A 17,117-nucleotide genomic window follows, 5' to 3' on the forward strand; every position below is an offset into this window, starting at 1 on the left:
GCACCGCCGCCGCCGCCCGGGGCCTCCATCGGTGCGCTGGTCGACAGCCGCCGCGCCGCCGCGGCCGGCGTGCGGCCGACGGCGGTGCAGCAGAGCGTGCCAGCCTGGCTGGTGTTCGGCATGTTCTTCATCGTGGCGTCGCTGTCGGGCCTGTTCCTGCAGGAGCGCAGCTCCGGCACGCTGGCGCGGCTGCGCGCGCTGGGCGTGTCGCCGGCGATGCTGCTGTTGTCCAAGGCCTTGCCTTACTTCGGTGTGAACCTGCTGCAGGCGGCGCTGATGCTGGCCATCGGCGTGTGGCTGATGCCGAGCCTGGGCGGCGATGCGTTGTCGCTGGCGGGCGTGCACTGGCCGGCACTCCTGCTGGCGGTGGGGGCCACCAGCGCCGCCGCGGTGGCGTTGTCGCTGGCCCTGGCCGGCCTGGTGCGCACGCCGGCGCAGGCCGGCACGCTGGGCCCGGCGATCAACGTGCTGATGGCGGCGGTGGGCGGCATCATGGTCCCCACCTTCGTCATGCCGGCCTTCATGCGCCAGCTGGCGGCCGCCTCGCCGATGAACTGGGGCTTGGAAGCCTTGCTGGCCGTGCTGCTGCGCGGCGGCGGCATCCAGGAGGTGTGGCCTTACGCGCTGCGGCTGGGGCTGCTGGCGCTGGCCGCGGCGCTCGCCGCCGTGTTGTTGTTCAGGAGGGCCTGATGGCAGGCATCGTCATCACATCGCCCGAAGGGCTGGCCGAGCTCAAGCAGGTGGTGCTGGAAGCCGTGGACCAGAGCGAGCCGCCCGGCGGCCTGCGCGAGGACGAGCCGCTGTTCGGGCCCGACTCGCGCCTGGACCTCGATTCGCTCGATGCGCTGCAGCTCTCGATGGCCATCCAGGCCCGCTACGGCGTGCGCATGCCCGACAGCAAGCAGACGCGCCTGGCGCTGCAGTCGCTCACGCACCTGGCGCAGCACCTGCAGGCCGCGCGCGAGCAGCAGCAACAGGCTTCGCCATGAGGCCCACCTACCTGCGCGGCGCCGGCCTGGCCAGCGCGCTGGGGCCCGACCTGCCCGCCGCCGTGCACGCGCTGCGCACCGATGCGCCGCCGCGCATGCGCCGCCATGCCGGGCTCGACTGGCCGGTGCATGCCGTTTGGGAAGGCGAAGTGCCCGCATCCGAAGATGCCTGGATGGCACATGCGCGCGAGACCGTGTGCGCCGCGGCCCGCGAGAGCGGAGCGCTCGACACCGCGCGCAGCGGCCCGTTGTTCATCGCCTCGTCCTCGCGCGACATCGGCGCGCGCGAGCAGTCGCTGGCGTGGCATGGCGACACCCATGCGTTCTCCGAACGCGTGGCGCAATGGCTCGACTGGCGGGGCCCGGTGTTCAGCGTCTTCAACGCCTGCACCTCCGCCGTGCAGGCCGTGCTGTCGGCGCAGCGCTGCATCGGCGCCGGCGAATGCGAAGATGCGCTGGTGCTCGGCCTCGAACTGCCCAACCGCTACACCGTCTGCGGATTGGCCGCCATGCAACTGCTTTCGACCGAGCGTGCGCAGCCCTGCGGCGCCGGGCGTGCGGGCCTGGTGGTGGGAGAAGCCGTGGCAGCCCTGCACCTGGGCGCTGCGCCGGCCCGCTGGCGCATCGACGGCGGCGCCTGCGTGGTTGGCGGCAGCAACCCGGCCGGCCTGGAGCCGCAGGCGCTCGCACGGGCACTTGACCTGGCCCTGGCGCGCGGCGGCCTGCAGGCGCGCGACATCGGCCTGGTCAAGATGCATGCGGCGGGCAGCGGCGCCAACGATGCGCTGGAAGCGTCGCTGCTTGCCGAACGCCTCGGTACGCACGTGCCCTGGGTCACCCTCAAGCCCTCGCTGGGGCATACGCTGGGCGCGGCCGGTGCGGCCGAACTCGCATTGCTCACGGCGTGCCAGGCGGCCGATGTGTGGCCGCGCCTGCACTACGCGCCCGATCCGGCATTGGCGCCGCAGCTGGGCAAGGCACCGGCGCATGCGGCACATCGCCTGCTGCTGCTTTTCGCCGGCTTCGGCGGCGGGCATGCCGCGCTGGTCGCCACCGACCAGGAGGCCCGCTGATGGACGGACTCGAATCCCCCTGGCGCGTGGCCGCCTGCAGCGTTGCCGATCCGCCGCCGCTGCACTGGCGCGAAGAACTGGCCGGGTTGCTCGGCGCCCGTCCGCGCCGCCTGGGCACCTGGGCGGAACTGGGCCTGTACGGCGCGCGCACTTGCCTGGAGGCCGCCGGCCTGGCCGTGCTGCCGCCGCAGGCCATGGTGTGCGTCGCCAGCCTCAGCGGTTCGGAAAGCGCGACGCATGCCACGGCCGCGCAATGCCGCGATGGGCTGCCGCTGCCATTCGGCTTTTTGCAGAGCCAGTCCAGCCAGCTGCTGGCCGCGCTCGGCCAATGGCTGCAATGGGAAGGCCAGGGCGGTTGCCTGGCGCACCGCGACCCGGCGCAAGCCTGGCGCCTGGCGCAGCGCGAGGCATTGCAGGCGCAAGCGAGCGGCCTGCTGCTGGGTCAGGTCGAGGAGTCGGGGATGCAGCTGGCCACCCGCTGGTGGTGGCTGGTGCGCGATTGACGGTCCATTGGCCGGCGCTAGAAAACAAAGGGAATGAAGCGCTTGCTGCGCCGCATGTAGGCGGCATAGTCGGCACCGAAGTGCGTGCGGCATTCGACCTCGTCGCGCAGCGCCGTGAGCAGCAGGAAGAGGCTGGCGCCGGCGACCAGCACCGAGCTCTGGGGCGTGATGTGCTTCAGGTAGGCGCCCCAGGCCAGCGCCAGCAAGGCCGCATACATCGGGTGCCGGATGTAGCGGAAGGCGCCGCCCGTGACCAGGCGCGAGGTGCGCTCGAAGCCCAGCAGTTCGGCGTCGGTGCGCCGCGCATCATCCGGGCGGCCCTCGCGGCGCAGCAGCAGCACCGCGTGGATGGCGAGCCAGGGCGAGACGGCGAGCAGCAGCCACGAGGCGATCTGCCGCGGCGACAGCGGATCGCGCTCCCACATCGGCAGGTTGAGCAGGACCAGGGCCGCGATGCATTCCCAGGCGAAGAAGCGCCAGAAGCCGTGGGCCTGCGGCCTGCGCAGCGCGTGGCGCGAGACCCAGGCGAAATACAGCGTCAGTGCGCCGAAGGCGAGCAGGCGCAGTTCCAGCGAGAGATTCATTGGGTCGAGGTGGCGGATAGCGGCAAGATCATGGCATCAACGCGGCCAGCGCAGCCGTGCGAAATCCGAACGCAACGCAGCCAGCCCTTGCCCGGGATGCGGACTGTAGCGCTGGCGTTCCAGGCGCACCAGCCAGTCGTCGATCTCGCGCACCAGCTCGGCCTGCGTGGCGCCGAAGCGCTCGCGCACCTGCCGTGCGATCTCGCGCGGCGGCGCGGAGTCCGGCAGCGCAAGGCCGCTGCGCTCCAGCCTCGCCCGCGCGTTGGACAACAGGCGCAGCCACGGGTCCTGCCGACGGCGCTCCCACAACGCCCACAGGGCGCCCGCCAGGCTGGCGGCAATCAGCAGGCCCAGCAGCAGCATCACCAGGTCCTGCAGGCTGGGCGCGGAAAAGCCGATGTCCTTGAGCAGGTCCAGCTGGCGCCCCTGCGTGTAGTTGAGCACCCACTGGTTCCAGCCGTTGTTGACCGCCTCCCACGCGGCGCGCACATGCTGCACCAGCGTGGGGTTGACCGCATTGAATGCGCCGGCCAGCACGCCCTGCGGCGGGGCCAGCCGCTGGAAGGCGCCGATGCGGTCGGGCGAGATGGCTGCGGTCGGGTCCACCCGCACCCAGCCCTGGCCGGCCTGCCAGACTTCGGCCCAGGCATGGGCGTCGCGGTTGCGAAGGGTCCAGATGCCGTCGATGGGGTTGCGCTCGCCGCCCTGGAAGCCGGTGACGATGCGCGCCGGCACGCCCGCCGCGCGCATCAGGATCACGAAGGACGAGGCGATGTGCTCGCAGAAACCCGCCTTGCGGTCGAACCAGAATTCGTCGGCGGTGTGCCGCCCGTACTCGCCCGGCTCCAGCGTGTAGCTGTAGCCGCCGGTGCGCAGCCGCTGCAGGGCCAGCCGCACCAGTTCGGCCGTGTTGCTGCCGCCTGCCGTGCGCGGATCGGCCTGCAGTTCGACTGCCAGCTGCACCGTGCGCGGATTGCTGCCCGGCGGCAATTGCGTGAACAGCGCCAGGCCCGGCACCCGTTCCTGCGGGCCGCTGCGAAAGTCCGGATAGCTCTCGGCGCGGTAGCGCTGCAGCTCGCGCGTGGGGCGCGGCGCGATCCACTGCAGGTCGGGGGTCTGGATCGGCGGCGCCATGCCAGGGGCCTGCGGCGGGTTGGGCGCGGCGTCGAGCGTGAGCAGCCACGGGCGCTGGTTCGCCTCCAGCGTGACCTGGTAGCGCACGGGTTCGCCTCGCACCCGGAGGTTGGCGGGCACGCGCATCTGCTGGTAGGCGGGCAGCGCCGTCCATTCGACCCCGTCGAACTGCGGGAGCACCGGGCCGCGGAAGTACAGGTCGGTCTGCCGCGGCACGCGGTCGCCGTCGAACACCACGCGTGCGGCAATGCCGTCGTCCAGCGCCAGCTCGGCCACGGCGCCGACGCGCATGCTGTTGGACAGGCCCGTGCGTCCGCTCATCGTGTCGCTGGGCGTGCCCCACAGCGGCGACATGCGCGGAAACAGCACGAACAGCGCCACCATGATGGGCGCGCCCAGCAGCGCCATGCGCGCGGCCATGCGGGCCGACTGCATGAGCGGCGGCCGCCCCACCGGCATGTGGGCATTGACCAGCGCGGTGAGCAGGCCCAGCAGCGCCACCAGCATGGCCAGCGCCGTGGGCAGCGACTGCGAATAGAAGAAGTTGGTGAGCATCGCGAAGAAGCCCAGGAAGAACACCACGAAGGCGTCGCGCCGGGCGCGCAGCTCCAGTGTCTTGAGCGCAAGCAGCAGCACCACCAGCGTGACGCCCGCGTCCTGCCCGAGAAGGGTGCGGTGCGTGAACGCGGTGGCAGCCAGCGCCAGGGCCAGCAGCCCGGCGCGCCACCACCGGCTGGGCAGCGGCTGCGAGTTGAGGGCCAGGCTGCCGCGCCACACGAGGATCAACCCGGTCAGCGCGGTGCACCACCAGGGCAGGCGCCCGACCTGCGGCAGCACGATGACCGCGATCACGCCGAGCAGGAACAGGGTGTCGCGGGTTTCGCGCGGCAGTGCCGACAGGCGCGCCGTCTTCCTGCCGCGGGGGACGGGCATCGTCAGCATGTGGCCAGCAGCTCCAGGCATTGGCGCTTGTGCGCTTCGCCTTGCGAAGGCGCAATGCTGCGGCCCGCCACGCGCAGGCCCCAGTCCAGGCCGAGCTTGTCGGCCATCAGCACCCAGGCGCACAGGCGCGACAGCCGGGCCTCGTGCTCGGGCAGGCCGCAGTGCTGCGCGTCCAGCCACAGCTCCTGCCGCTGCGACTGCTGCGCATCGCGGCTGAAGAGATTGTCGGAGCCGGCCGCCTCGGCCCGCGCCACCTTCTTCCAGACCACCATCTTCAGCGGGTCGCCGCGGCGGTAGGCGCGGATGCCGTCGTATTCGCCGGCCTGCTGCGAGCGCACGCCGGCCAGCTGCTGCGAATCGGCCCGCGGTTCGCCGGGCGGCAGCGCCGGGGGATGGGCCTCCGGCGCCGGGTAGACCAGCACCTTGGCAGCCGGCCGCCACACCGTCCACACGCGGAAGGTGCCGAGCGGAAAGCGCGTCTCGGCGGTGAAGGGCGGCACCGGATGCAGACCGCGGTGCCCCGGCTTGAAGGCGATGTCCACGGTGGCGCTGCCTTGCGCCGGCACGTCGCACCAGGCCCACTTCGGGGCCGCGGACTTGCCGCTTTCGCGCACCGCCATGCCGATGCCGTAGCGGGTGCTGCGGCGCGGGTTGTCCAGCACCACGCGCAAGACGGCGGCCGCGCCGGCGAACTGCGGCTCGGGCGGCAGCAGGTGCATCGCCAGGCCGCGCAGGGTGGCATGGCACACGTACATGCCCACGGCCACGCTGCCGGCCAGCAGGAAGGTCAGCAGGTAGCCCAGGTTGAGCTGGTAGTTGATCGAGGCGATCAGCAGCACCAGCAGCGTGGCGGCCAGCAGCCATCCCGCCCGCGTGGGCAGGATGTAGACGTTGCCCTGCGTGAGCTCGATGCGGTCCGACGGCGGCACGCGCGCGAGGAACCAGCCGTCGATGCGCTGGCGCAGGCTGGCTGTCATGCGCGGCACCTAGGGAAGAGGCACCGCGGCCATCATGGCGCGCACCTGCTCCACCGCGCCGCGGCCCGCATCGCCCACGGGCGTGAGGCGGTGGGCGATGGTCTGCGGCAGCACGGCCTGCACGTCGTCGGGCGACACGTAGTCGCGGTTGGCCAGCAGCGCCTGCGCCTTGGCGGCGCGCAGCAGCGCGATGCCCGCGCGCGGCGACAGCCCCTGCAGGAACCAGCGGCCCGAGCGGGTGGCGGCGATCAGGTCCTGCACGTAGTTCAGCAGCGGCTCGGCCGCATGCACCTGCTGCACCCGCTGTTGAATGGCCTGCAGCTCGCCCGGGGTGAGCAGCGCCGGCAGCGTTGCCAGCATCTCGCGCCGGTCGGCGCCGGCCAGCAGCTGGCGCTCGGCCGCGCGGTCGGGGTAGCCCAGCGAGATGCGCATCAGGAAGCGGTCCAGCTGCGACTCGGGCAGGGCGAAGGTGCCCAGCTGGTCGAAGGGGTTCTGCGTGGCGATCACGAAGAAGGGCGAGGGCAGGGCGCGGGTCTCGCCTTCGATGCTGACCTGCTTCTCTTCCATGGCTTCCAGCAGGGCGCTTTGCGTCTTGGGGCTGGCGCGGTTGATCTCGTCGGCCAGCAGCACCTGGGCGAAGATCGGCCCGGGGTGGAACACGAAGGTCTGCTGGCCCCGGTCGTAGATGGCCACGCCCGACAGGTCGCCGGGCATGAGGTCGGCGGTGAACTGCACGCGCGAGAACTGCAGGCCGAAGGTGTGCGACAGCGCATGGGCCAGCGTGGTCTTGCCCACGCCCGGCACGTCCTCGATCAGGAGGTGCCCGCCGGCCAGCAGGCAGGCCACGCAGTCGCGCACCTGCGCCTCTTTGCCCACGATCACCGTGTTAAGCTGACTTAACAAACTGGCGAGCTTCGCGGCGACGTCCATTTTTGTATCCATATGCAAACGATACCGTAGGCCGGCACATCCCATCGCTGTGACCTGCCATTGAACATGGGCAAGACTGGCTACTTCACACACCGGGACTTTTGGAAGCATGAGATGGGGCGGGGCCACCCGGAATGTCCGGAACGGCTCGACGCCATCGAGGACCGGCTTCTTTCCAGCGGTGTGGGAGACGCCCTGGAGCGCAGCGAAGTCCCCCTGGCCACGCTGGAGCATCTGCTGCGGGCCCACACGCCCGAGCATGTGGAGCACCTGCAGTCGCTGGCGCAGCGCCTGGTGGAGGATGCGCCGGCCGGCGGCCCCGACCATGCGCAGATCGACCCCGACACTTCCATGAACGGCTTCACCATGCTGGCCGCCCGGCGTGCCGCAGGCGCCGCCATCGCGGCCACCGACGCGGTGATGGCGGGCGAACTGGAAAACGCCTTCTGCGCGGTGCGCCCGCCCGGCCACCATGCCTGCCGCGACAAGGCGATGGGCTTCTGCTTCTTCAACAACGTGGCCATCGCGGCGCGCCATGCGCTGGAGCACCACGGCCTGCAGCGCGTGGCCATCGTCGACTTCGACGTGCACCACGGCAACGGCACCGAGGACATCCTTTCGAACGATCCGCGGGTGCTGATGGTGAGCATCTTCCAGCATCCCTTCTACCCCTTCAGCGGCACCGAGCATCCGGCGCCCAACATGTGCAACGTGCCGGTGCCGGCCTACACCCGCGGCATGGACGTGCGCGAGCTGATCGAGGCGATGTGGATCCCCCGGCTGGAGGAGTTCAAGCCGCAGATGATCTTCGTGAGCGCCGGCTTCGACGCGCACCGCGACGACGACCTGGGCCAGCTGGGGCTGAACGAGAACGACTACTACTGGATCACCAGCCGCGTGCGCGACGTGGCGCGCCGCTTTGCGCACGGGCGCATCGTGTCGATGCTGGAAGGCGGCTACAACCTCGACGCGCTGGCCCGCAGCGTGGAGACGCACCTGCGCGTGCTGGCGGAGGTCTGATGTTCCAGATGGACGAGTTCCTGGCCCGCCTCGGGCAGGTGCAGGTCCGCACCTTGTGGATCGAGCTGGCGGCGCTGGCCGCCTGCGTGGTGCTGGCGTGGGCGCTGTGCCGCTGGTTCGGGCGCGACCAGCCCAAGGATTCGATCTGGTTCGGCCGCAACGTGGTCGACGGCCTGCTGTTCCCGTTGCTGGCGCTGGTGTTCACCGACCTGGCACGCCGCGGCCTGGCCGAAGTGCAGACGGTGCTGGTGCTGCGCATTGCGGTGTCGGGCTTTCTGGCCCTGCTGGCGATCCGCTTCGTGGCCCGCGTGCTGGCGGCGGTGTTTCCGGCCTCGGCGCTGGTGCGCCTGATCGAGCGCACCGTCTCCTGGTTGGCCTGGCTTGCCGCCATCCTCTGGATCGTCGGCCTGCTGCCGTCGGTGCTGGACGAGCTGGACGCCATCCACCTGGCCTTCGGCAAGACGCAGGTCAGCATCCGCACCATTCTCGAAGGGCTGGCTTCGGCCGGCCTGGTGCTGATGATCGCACTGTGGATCTCGGCGACCATCGAGAAGCGCGTGCTGGCCGAGGCGGTGCACGACCTGTCGATGCGCAAGGTGGCGTCGAATGCGATGCGGGCCTTCCTGCTGCTGATCGGCCTGCTGTTCGCGCTCTCGGCGGTGGGGGTGGACCTGACGGCGCTGTCGGTGCTGGGCGGTGCGCTGGGCGTGGGCCTGGGCTTCGGCCTGCAGAAGCTGGCGGCCAACTACGTGAGCGGCTTCGTTATCCTGCTGGAGCGCTCCATCCGCATCGGCGACAACGTGAAGGTGGATGCCTTCGAAGGCCGCATCACCGACATCAAGACACGCTACACCCTTATCCGCGCCGGCAACGGCCGGGAGGCCATCGTGCCCAACGAGTCGCTCATCACGAGCCGCGTCGAGAACCTCACGCACCAGGACCTGAAGTTCAACATCACCACCACCATCGTGGTGCCCTATGGCACAGAGGTGGGCCGGGTGCAGGAGATTCTCTGCAGCGCCGCGCGGGCCCAGCCGCGCGTGATGACCGACCCCGTGCCGGTGGCCTACCTCGTCAATTTCGCGCCCGATGGCCTGGAGTTCAGCCTCAACGTCTGGGTGAAGGACCCCGACAAGGGGCAGGTGAACCTGCGTTCGGACATCAACATCGCCATCCTCGACGGCCTGCACGCCGCCGGCATCGAGATCGCGGGGCCGCGGCGCGCGGTGCGTATCGAATCCTTACCCGCCGGAATGTTGCAAAGCAGCAATGCTCACCTATAATTCGTAGCAAAAAAGCACGACCGTTCTTTTTTAAGTGAGCGGGCAGTGCGCGGTGATTGAAATGAACAGGCGTGCGGCAGGTGGCGACCTAAAATGGCCGGCTGCCTCGTGCGCTGCGTTGTGCGCCTGTCCCCCGGTTTTGCAATTCAATGGAGTCAACCCATGAAGGTATTGGTCCCCGTCAAGCGGGTCGTCGATTTCAACGTCAAGGTCCGCGTCAAGAGTGACGGCACGGGCGTGGACATCGCCAACGTCAAGATGAGCATGAACCCCTTCGACGAGATTGCCGTCGAAGAGGCGGTGCGCCTGAAGGAAAAGGGCGTGGTCACGGAAATCATCGCCGTCTCCTGCGGCGAGGCCAAGTGCCAGGAGACGCTGCGCACCGCCATGGCCATCGGCGCCGACCGCGGCATTCTGGTGGAGACCACCGAAGAGCTGCAGCCCCTGGCCGTGGCCAAGCTGCTCAAGGCCCTGGTGGACAAGGAACAGCCTTCGCTGGTCATCCTGGGCAAGCAGGCCATCGACGACGATGCCAACCAGACCGGCCAGATGCTGGCTGCGCTGGCGGACCTGCCCCAAGCCACCTTCGCCTCCAAGGTGGAGATCGCCGGTGACAAGGCCACCGTCACCCGCGAAGTCGACGGCGGCCTGGAGACCATCGCCCTGTCGCTGCCCGCAGTCATCACCACCGACCTGCGCCTGAACGAGCCGCGCTACGTGACGCTGCCCAACATCATGAAGGCCAAGAAGAAGCAGCTGGACACGGTGTCTCCGGCCGACCTGGGCGTGGACGTTGCACCGCGCCTGAAGACCCTGAAGGTGAGCGAGCCCCCGAAGCGCGGCGCCGGCATCAAGGTGCCCGATGTCGCCACCCTGGTGGACAAGCTCAAGAACGAAGCCAAGGTCATCTAAGGCTGCCTGGGAACACAAGAAGGAAGACACGAACATGACCGTCCTCGTCATTGCCGAACACGACCACGCCACCGTCAAGCCGGCGACCCTGAACACCGTCACCGCGGGCATCGCCTGCCAAAGCGGCGATGTGCACGTGCTGGTGGCTGGTGCCAATGCCGCCGAAGCCGCAGCCCAAGCCGCCAGGATCGCCGGCGTCGCCAAGGTGATCGCCGCCGACAGCGCAGCCCTGACCGACAACCTGGCCGAGAACGTCGCGGCGCAAGTGCTCGCGATCGCTGGCAACTACAGCCACATCCTGTTCCCCGCCACCGCCAACGGCAAGAACGTCGCCCCGCGCGTGGCCGCCAAGCTCGATGTCGCCCAGATCAGCGACATCACCAAGGTCGTCTCCCCCGACACCTTCGAGCGCCCCATCTACGCCGGTAACGCGATTGCCACGGTGCAAAGCGCCGATGCGACCAAGGTGATCACCGTCCGTACGACGGGCTTCGACGCGGCAGCGAAAGAAGGCGGCAGCGCCGCCATCGAGAACGCCCAAGGCGTGGCCGACAGCGGCAAGTCCAGCTTCGTGGGCCGCGAAGTCACCAAGAGCGCGCGCCCCGAACTGACCGCCGCCAAGATCATCGTCTCCGGTGGCCGGGCGCTGGGCAGCGCCGAGAAGTTCCAGGAGGTGATGGCGCCGCTGGCCGACAAGCTCAATGCGGGCCTGGGCGCCAGCCGCGCGGCGGTCGATGCGGGCTACGCGCCCAACGACCTGCAGGTGGGCCAGACGGGCAAGATCGTGGCGCCGCAGCTGTACATCGCAGCCGGCATCTCGGGCGCGATCCAGCACCTGGCGGGCATGAAGGATTCGAAGGTGATCGTGGCGATCAACAAGGACCCGGAAGCGCCCATCTTCAGCGTGGCCGACTACGGCCTGGAAGCGGACCTGTTCACGGCGGTGCCGGAACTGGTCAAGGCGCTGTAATCGGCTCTGGCCAGACGAGGCTTTCCATCCGCTGAAGCCATCCAGGGCATCGTTCGCGATGCCCTTTTCGTATCCGCCCACGGGAGACACACATCATGAGTTACATCGCCCCCCTCAAGGACATGCTGTTCGACATCGAGCACCTGGCTCGCATCGACCAGGTGGCCCAGATGCCGGCCTTTGAAGACGCCGGCCTCGAAACCGCACAAGCCGTGCTCGAAGAGTGCGCCAAGTTCAACGAAGGCGTGGTCGCGCCGCTGAACGTGGAAGGCGACCGAAATCCTTCTTCCCTGAAAGACGGCGTCGTCACCACCACGCCGGGCTTCAAGGACGCCTTTGCCCAGTTCGCCAGCGGCGGTTGGCAGGGCCTGCAGCACCCCACCGACTTCGGCGGCCAGGGCCTGCCCAAGACCATCGGCGCGGCCTGCCTCGAAATGCTCAACTCGGCCAACCTCAGCTTCGCGCTGTGCCCGCTGCTGTCGGACGGCGCCATCGAGGCGCTGCTGACCGCCGGCTCCGACGAGCTCAAGGCCGTGTACCTGGAAAAGCTGGTCACCGGCCAGTGGACCGGCACCATGAACCTGACCGAGCCGCAGGCCGGCAGCGACCTGTCGCTGGTGCGCAGCCGCGCCGAGCCGCAGCCTGACGGCACCTACAAGGTCTTCGGTACCAAGATCTTCATCACCTACGGCGAGCACGACATGGCCGAGAACATCGTGCACCTGGTGCTGGCCCGCGTGGCCGGCGCGCCGGAAGGCGTGAAGGGCATCAGCCTGTTCGTGGTGCCCAAGTTCCTGGTGAACAAGGATGGTTCGCTCGGGGCGCGCAACGACGTGCACTGCGTGAGCATCGAGCACAAGCTGGGCATCAAGGCATCGCCCACGGCAGTGCTGCAGTACGGCGACAACGGCGGTGCCATCGGCTACCTGGTGGGCGAGGAGAACCGCGGCCTGGAGTACATGTTCATCATGATGAACTCGGCCCGCTATTCGGTGGGCATGCAGGGCATCGCGGTGGCCGAGCGCGCCTACCAGCATGCGGTGGCCTATGCCAAGGAGCGCGTGCAAAGCCGCCCGGTGGACGGCTCCATCAACGCCAGCGCGCCCATCATCCATCACCCGGACGTCAAGCGCATGCTGATGACCATGCGTGCCCACACCGAGGGTTGCCGCGCCATGGCCATTGTGGCCGCGGCCGCCTACGACGCGGCGCATCACCACCCCGACGCAGCGGTGCGCAAGCAGAACCAGGCCTTCTACGAATTCATGGTGCCGCTGGTCAAGGGCTACAGCACCGAGATGAGCCTGGACGTGACCTCGCTGGGCGTGCAGGTGCACGGCGGCATGGGCTTCATCGAGGAAACTGGCGCTGCCCAATACCTGCGCGACGCGAAGATCCTCACCATCTACGAAGGCACCACCGCCATCCAGGCCAACGACCTGGTGGGCCGCAAGACGGCGCGCGACGGCGGCCAGGTGGCCAAGGCCATCGCGGCCGAAGTGCAGAAGACGGAAAGCGAACTGGCCGAGCAGGGCAGCGACGACGCCAAGGCGGTGCTGAAGCACCTGAGCGCGGCGCGCGAAGCCTTCGTGAAGATCGTCGACTTCGTGGCCGGCCAGACCAAGGCCGCGCCCAATGCCGTGTTCGCAGGCAGCGTTCCGTACCTGCTGGCCGCCGGCAAGCTGGTGGCGGGCTGGCAGCTGGCGCGCTCGCTGCTGGTGGCGCAGCAACTGGCGGCCAAGGGCCAGGACGCGCCTTTCATGAAGTCCAAGATCGCGACCGCGCGCTTCTACGCCGAGCACATCCTCAACACCGTTCCGGCCACGGCGCAAAGCATCGTCGAGGGCGCGGACAGTGTGACCGCGCTGCCCGTCGAAGCTTTCTGAAGCCTTCGCATCCGTGCGCGCCCGGCGGGCGCGCACGCGGCGGCACCTGTCGCGCAAAGCACGGGTGCCGCCCGGTTCAAAACATATAAACCTTCGTCCAGTTCATCCGGAGACTCCATGTCCAAGCTGCCGCCCGTGCTCGCGAACCTGCCGCTGCCCATCATCGGTTCGCCGCTTTTCATCATCAGCAACCCCAAGCTGGTCATTGCCCAATGCAAAGCCGGCGTGGTGGGCTCCATGCCTGCGCTGAACGCGCGCCCGGCATCGCAACTGGAAGACTGGCTGGCCGAGATCACCGAGGAACTGGCCGCCTACAACAAGGCCAACCCCGACAAGCCGGCGGCGCCGTTCGCCATCAACCAGATCGTGCACAAGAGCAATGACCGCCTCGAGCACGACATGGAAATGGTCGTGAAGTACAAGGTGCCGATCGTCATCACTTCGCTGGGCGCGCGCACCGACGTGAACGAGGCGGTGCACAGCTACGGCGGCGTGACGCTGCACGACATCATCAACAACAAGTTCGCCCAGAAGGCGATCGAGAAGGGCGCCGACGGCATCATCGCCGTGGCGGCCGGTGCCGGCGGCCATGCAGGTGTGAAGAGCCCCTTCGCGCTGATCCACGAAATCCGCCAGTGGTTCGACGGGCCGGTGGCGCTCAGCGGCTCCATCGCCACGGGCGGCGCCGTGCTGGCTGCGCAGGCCATGGGCGCCGATTTCGCCTACATCGGCACGGCTTTCATCGCCACGCACGAGGCCCGCGCCAGCGACGAGTACAAGAAGGCCATCGTCGAAGGCAGCTCGGACGACATCGTCTACTCCAACCTCTTCACCGGCGTGCACGGCAACTACCTGGCGCCCTCGATCCGCGCCGCGGGCATGGACCCGGACAACCTGCCCGAAGGCGACCTCAAGACCATGAACTTCGGCGGCGGCGAAGGCGCCAAGGCCAAGGCCTGGAAGGACATCTGGGGCTCGGGCCAGGGCATCGGCGCCATCACCGAAGTGACCAGCGCGGCGGCCTTCGTCGAGAAGCTCAAGCGCGAATACATCGAGGCCCGCAAGCGTCTGGCCCTTTGAGCGCGGCGGTAGCAGGGCAGGCGGCTTTGCAGCCGGCAGCGCATGCCGGCCGCATGCCGCTGCTGGATGCGGCCAAGGGCATCGCCTGCCTGTTCATCGTCGGGCACCACCTGTGCCGCTACGGGCCCATGCCCGAAGCGGCAGCCGTGCTCGCGCCGCGGCTGATCGGCTGGCTGGGCCGCGACGGGCGCCTGGCGGTGCAGGTGTTCCTGGTCATCGCAGGTTTTCTTGCGGCGGCTTCGCTGGCGCCCGATGGCGTCTTGCGCGCCCGCCAAGGGCCATGGCAACGGGTCTGGCAGCGCTACGCCAGGTTGGCCATGCCCTACCTGGCCGCCCTGTGCGTGAGCGTGCTGGCGGCAGCAGCCATCCGGCCCTGGTTCGACCATGAGGCCGTGCCGGCCGCCCCCATGTTCGCGCAGCTGCTGGCGCACGGCCTGCTGCTGCAGGACCTGCTCGGGTACGACGCGCTGAGCACCGGCGTCTGGTACGTGGCCATCGATTTCCAGCTGTTCGTGCTGGCGCTGGCCCTGGTCATGCTCGCCGAGTGGCTGCAAAGGCGCTGGCGGCTCGATGCGGCGCGCGCGGCCTGGCTGCTGGCCGTGCTGGTGCTGGCGATGGTCGCGGCATCGCTCTTCGCCTTCAACCTGCGGGCCGAACTGGACAGCACCGCCTTCTATTTCATCGGCTCGTACGGCCTGGGCATGCTGGCCTTCTGGATCGGCCGCATCGACCAGCCGGCCCGCTACGGGAAGGCCCTGACCCTGCTGGCGGCACTGGGCATGGTCGCGCTGCTCTGGGACTGGCGAATCCGCATCGCCATTGCGCTGGCCGTGGCGCTGCTGCTGGCGGTGGGGCAGCGCAGGGGCTGGCTGGCCGAGCCGCCCGCATGGCTCGCGGCCGGGCCGCTGCTCTGGCTGGGGCGGATCTCGTACTCGCTGTTCCTGATCCACTTCCCGGTCATCCTGGTGGTGAACGCAGTGATGGCGCAGGCGGGCCTGCAATCCCCCTGGATCAACCTGACGGCCATGCTGGCCGCCGTCGGTCTGTCGATCGCGGCGGCCGCGCTGCTGTACCGCTTCGTGGAATCGCGCCCGGCCTCCGGGCGCCTGACGGCCGGGCTGCTGGCCGCGCTGGTCGTGGGCGGCCTGATCGCTGCGCAGTAGTCTTCCCGGCGTTGGGCTCGCGACGCCAGCAGGCGTCCGGCGGGCCGGGACGGCAACCCCAGCTGCTCGATTCGCATTTGGGGGTGAGATTTCGCATGCGCCCGGGTCGTGGACGATGTCCGCGCCAACACTCGGGTGTCGACGTCACCCCTGCCAGAGCACCATGCAGATCAACAGACTCTTCAGCCCGCAGGCGTCTGGCCGCGCCGGGCCGAGACAGGACGCGCCTTCCATGCCGGGGCCATCCACGGCCACGAGGCCGCAGCCGGGGCGACGGCTCGATGCCAGTCCGGGGCCTCGTTCGGCGTTGCCGGGTGGTGCCGGCGCGGGCAACGGGGCAGCGCCAGGAGCGGGCCAGTTTCGCGGCGTTGGCTCGCCTGGACGGGGGCGCCGGCAGTGGCAGCCGCCTCCCGGCCACCTGCAGCCCAACATCACTCCCTCCGGATTGGTGCTGGGCATCCATGACCCGCCGGTCTTCCGAGAGACCCGGGTCATGACCACCCACCTCAACCCCCCACCGCTTCGCCGGGATCCAGCACAGTGGGCTGCAGGACTCGATCTCAGATCCAACGTGACGTACAGCGCGACGGCCTCCGGCCGCAGCATGCATGTTCCTCGGTTGCCGTTGGCCGATTGCGGACAGTATGCGGCGCAAACGATGGGGCTCTACCGGGTCGCGCCGCTGCACGTGTACGAAGGCGGGGGCCTGCCGGCCAACCACAGCCGGACACCGCGCCATCAGGCGATAGCGCCGACCGGATTCGCACGAGCCGACGGTCATTCGGGGGCCGACTTCGTCAATTTGCCAGTGCCGGCCTGCGCCAACGCCGTCGCATTCGCCTTGACCCCGGAAGATGGCGCACAGCAAGCCGTCTTTCACTACGCCCGCATCGAGCAGGAATCCACGGGTTATCACCTCACCCACACCGACGCGAACTGGAATGATCCCGCTTCGCATCCGCTGGTGGTCAGCAGGGCCTGGGACGTCCTGACCAACCTTCCGAACGACGACCAGGTCCGGGCATTCATCGATCAGCATCCCAATTTCTTCAAGCCAGCCGCCCAGGTCAGCACCACGCCCGCCCAGCGGCTGCAAAACGTGGCCCAGTTCGTCGAGTACTGCCAACGCACCTACGATGCCGCCGGAAATGGCCGGTACTACTACTGCACCTTCGCGCCACCGCCGTGAGGGCACCTTGCCTCCCGTGGCTTCGATAGCCAACTGATCCTGCGTGCATATCGCACGCCGCTGGCACTTCATGCTCACAATACGCCGGCCCTGGGCGGCCTTGGCTTCGGCGTTCATGCCCGCTGAGAATGGGCCCGGCGAACGCGCTCGGGAAAGCGCGGCCTGTTATGATTTCACGTAATTTCAGAAAAACCTGAAAATTCGGAAACACGGTGCCCTCCACGCAAGACCTTCCGGCAGCACAGGCGATCCGTCGCTGGGCGAGGCGTCTGCCGCCGGGCGCCGGCTTGCATGTGCTGGCGTCGCTGCTGTGGATCGGGCAGGCCGCCTTGATCGCGATGGCGGTGCAGGCCATGGCCGATGGCGGCGGGTTCGATGCGGTGTGGCCGCCGGCCGCCGGCGTGCTCGCGCTGGGCCTGGTTCGTGCCGCTTGCGAGGCGGCCGGCGCACGCCGCGTGTTCGCGCAGGCGCGAGGCCTGCTC

The 17,117-nt window shown here is 69.2% G+C and carries 16 protein-coding genes and 1 pseudogene; 13 read left to right on the forward strand and 4 right to left on the reverse strand.

The genetic code is table 11. The features are described 5' to 3' along the window. The 4 genes from VSO01S_RS22470 to VSO01S_RS22485 all read left to right on the forward strand — a co-directional run. A partial coding sequence (locus VSO01S_RS22470; protein WP_153305376.1) for an ABC transporter permease occupies positions 1–690 on the forward strand: 690 nt, incomplete at its 5' end. After that, complete coding sequence (locus VSO01S_RS22475) at positions 690–989, forward strand: phosphopantetheine-binding protein (protein ID WP_068645022.1); 300 nt, start codon at positions 690–692, stop codon at positions 987–989. The genes VSO01S_RS22470 and VSO01S_RS22475, both read left to right, overlap by 1 nt. Continuing rightward, positions 986–2,062 (forward strand): beta-ketoacyl synthase N-terminal-like domain-containing protein, encoded by a 1,077-nt coding sequence (locus VSO01S_RS22480; protein ID WP_068645023.1) that lies wholly within the window; start codon positions 986–988, stop codon positions 2,060–2,062. Before VSO01S_RS22475 ends, VSO01S_RS22480 begins: the two co-directional genes overlap by 4 nt. Then, positions 2,062–2,565 carry a hypothetical protein gene (locus VSO01S_RS22485; RefSeq protein ID WP_068645024.1) on the forward strand — a complete coding sequence of 168 codons (504 nt, stop codon included), beginning with the start codon at positions 2,062–2,064 and terminating at the stop codon, positions 2,563–2,565. The genes VSO01S_RS22480 and VSO01S_RS22485 overlap by 1 nt, the downstream gene beginning before the upstream one ends. A 17-nt stretch (positions 2,566–2,582) precedes the next feature. Here VSO01S_RS22485 and VSO01S_RS22490 read toward each other — a convergent pair whose 3' ends face one another. Genes VSO01S_RS22490 through VSO01S_RS22505 form a run of 4 tightly spaced genes read right to left on the reverse strand, consistent with a single transcriptional unit; the run spans position 2,583 to position 7,132 of the window. Beyond that, positions 2,583–3,149, reverse strand: coding sequence for a methyltransferase family protein (locus VSO01S_RS22490; protein ID WP_068645025.1), 567 nt, complete (start codon positions 3,147–3,149; stop codon positions 2,583–2,585). A 36-nt stretch (positions 3,150–3,185) separates the two neighbouring features. Next, a complete protein-coding gene (locus VSO01S_RS22495; RefSeq protein WP_068645026.1) occupies positions 3,186–5,225 on the reverse strand; it encodes a transglutaminase TgpA family protein in 2,040 nt (679 codons plus the stop codon). Further along, positions 5,219–6,202 (reverse strand): DUF58 domain-containing protein, encoded by a 984-nt coding sequence (locus VSO01S_RS22500; protein WP_068645027.1) that lies wholly within the window; start codon positions 6,200–6,202, stop codon positions 5,219–5,221. The genes VSO01S_RS22495 and VSO01S_RS22500 overlap by 7 nt, the downstream gene beginning before the upstream one ends. 9 nt (positions 6,203–6,211) lie before the next feature. Further along, positions 6,212–7,132: an AAA family ATPase gene (locus VSO01S_RS22505; protein ID WP_068645028.1), complete on the reverse strand. Its 921-nt coding sequence runs from the start codon at positions 7,130–7,132 to the stop codon at positions 6,212–6,214. A 66-nt stretch (positions 7,133–7,198) separates the two neighbouring features. Here VSO01S_RS22505 and VSO01S_RS22510 point away from each other — a divergent pair, with 66 nt between their 5' ends. From VSO01S_RS22510 to VSO01S_RS22550, 9 genes and pseudogenes are all read left to right on the forward strand, one after another. Further along, positions 7,199–8,152 carry a histone deacetylase family protein gene (locus tag VSO01S_RS22510; protein WP_068645029.1) on the forward strand — a complete coding sequence of 318 codons (954 nt, stop codon included), beginning with the start codon at positions 7,199–7,201 and terminating at the stop codon, positions 8,150–8,152. An 8-nt stretch (positions 8,153–8,160) separates the two neighbouring features. Continuing rightward, the gene (locus VSO01S_RS22515) at positions 8,161–9,435 is read left to right on the forward strand and encodes a mechanosensitive ion channel family protein (RefSeq protein ID WP_068645035.1); all 1,275 of its coding nucleotides are present in this window, start codon (positions 8,161–8,163) and stop codon (positions 9,433–9,435) included. A gap of 162 nt (positions 9,436–9,597) precedes the next feature. Then, on the forward strand, positions 9,598–10,347 hold the full coding sequence (locus VSO01S_RS22520) for an electron transfer flavoprotein subunit beta/FixA family protein (RefSeq protein WP_068645030.1): 750 nt from the start codon (positions 9,598–9,600) through the stop codon (positions 10,345–10,347). Between the two features lie 34 nt (positions 10,348–10,381). Beyond that, positions 10,382–11,317 (forward strand): electron transfer flavoprotein subunit alpha/FixB family protein, encoded by a 936-nt coding sequence (locus VSO01S_RS22525; protein WP_068645031.1) that lies wholly within the window; start codon positions 10,382–10,384, stop codon positions 11,315–11,317. A gap of 95 nt (positions 11,318–11,412) precedes the next feature. Further along, entirely contained in the window at positions 11,413–13,203 is a 1,791-nt protein-coding gene (locus VSO01S_RS22530) for an acyl-CoA dehydrogenase (protein WP_068645032.1), read from the forward strand. A 117-nt stretch (positions 13,204–13,320) separates the two neighbouring features. Next, positions 13,321–14,283, forward strand: coding sequence for an NAD(P)H-dependent flavin oxidoreductase (locus tag VSO01S_RS22535; RefSeq protein WP_068645033.1), 963 nt, complete (start codon positions 13,321–13,323; stop codon positions 14,281–14,283). Between the two features lie 53 nt (positions 14,284–14,336). Next, on the forward strand, positions 14,337–15,446 hold the full coding sequence (locus tag VSO01S_RS22540; RefSeq protein WP_068645036.1) for an acyltransferase family protein: 1,110 nt from the start codon (positions 14,337–14,339) through the stop codon (positions 15,444–15,446). A gap of 493 nt (positions 15,447–15,939) precedes the next feature. Further along, a complete protein-coding gene (locus VSO01S_RS27305) occupies positions 15,940–16,635 on the forward strand; it encodes a hypothetical protein (protein ID WP_153305378.1) in 696 nt (231 codons plus the stop codon). Between the two features lie 212 nt (positions 16,636–16,847). Further along, positions 16,848–17,117 (forward strand): annotated as a pseudogene (locus VSO01S_RS22550) (thiol reductant ABC exporter subunit CydD); the annotation flags it as partial.

The organism is Variovorax soli NBRC 106424, from assembly GCF_001591385.1.
Taxonomy (GTDB): domain Bacteria; phylum Pseudomonadota; class Gammaproteobacteria; order Burkholderiales; family Burkholderiaceae_C; genus Variovorax; species Variovorax soli.

What these genes read in the sequence shown, in the direction of transcription:
- VSO01S_RS22475 (WP_068645022.1), top strand. Translation starts at nt 690, where the DNA reads ATGGCAGGCATCGTCATCACATCGCCCGAAGGGCTGGCCGAGCTCAAG.
- VSO01S_RS22480 (WP_068645023.1), top strand. Translation starts at nt 986, where the DNA reads ATGAGGCCCACCTACCTGCGCGGCGCCGGCCTGGCCAGCGCGCTGGGG.
- VSO01S_RS22485 (WP_068645024.1), top strand. Translation starts at nt 2,062, where the DNA reads ATGGACGGACTCGAATCCCCCTGGCGCGTGGCCGCCTGCAGCGTTGCC.
- VSO01S_RS22490 (WP_068645025.1), bottom strand. Translation starts at nt 3,149, where the DNA reads ATGAATCTCTCGCTGGAACTGCGCCTGCTCGCCTTCGGCGCACTGACG.
- VSO01S_RS22495 (WP_068645026.1), bottom strand. Translation starts at nt 5,225, where the DNA reads ATGCTGACGATGCCCGTCCCCCGCGGCAGGAAGACGGCGCGCCTGTCG.
- VSO01S_RS22500 (WP_068645027.1), bottom strand. Translation starts at nt 6,202, where the DNA reads ATGACAGCCAGCCTGCGCCAGCGCATCGACGGCTGGTTCCTCGCGCGC.
- VSO01S_RS22505 (WP_068645028.1), bottom strand. Translation starts at nt 7,132, where the DNA reads ATGGACGTCGCCGCGAAGCTCGCCAGTTTGTTAAGTCAGCTTAACACG.
- VSO01S_RS22510 (WP_068645029.1), top strand. Translation starts at nt 7,199, where the DNA reads ATGGGCAAGACTGGCTACTTCACACACCGGGACTTTTGGAAGCATGAG.
- VSO01S_RS22515 (WP_068645035.1), top strand. Translation starts at nt 8,161, where the DNA reads ATGGACGAGTTCCTGGCCCGCCTCGGGCAGGTGCAGGTCCGCACCTTG.
- VSO01S_RS22520 (WP_068645030.1), top strand. Translation starts at nt 9,598, where the DNA reads ATGAAGGTATTGGTCCCCGTCAAGCGGGTCGTCGATTTCAACGTCAAG.
- VSO01S_RS22525 (WP_068645031.1), top strand. Translation starts at nt 10,382, where the DNA reads ATGACCGTCCTCGTCATTGCCGAACACGACCACGCCACCGTCAAGCCG.
- VSO01S_RS22530 (WP_068645032.1), top strand. Translation starts at nt 11,413, where the DNA reads ATGAGTTACATCGCCCCCCTCAAGGACATGCTGTTCGACATCGAGCAC.
- VSO01S_RS22535 (WP_068645033.1), top strand. Translation starts at nt 13,321, where the DNA reads ATGTCCAAGCTGCCGCCCGTGCTCGCGAACCTGCCGCTGCCCATCATC.
- VSO01S_RS22540 (WP_068645036.1), top strand. Translation starts at nt 14,337, where the DNA reads ATGCCGCTGCTGGATGCGGCCAAGGGCATCGCCTGCCTGTTCATCGTC.
- VSO01S_RS27305 (WP_153305378.1), top strand. Translation starts at nt 15,940, where the DNA reads ATGACCACCCACCTCAACCCCCCACCGCTTCGCCGGGATCCAGCACAG.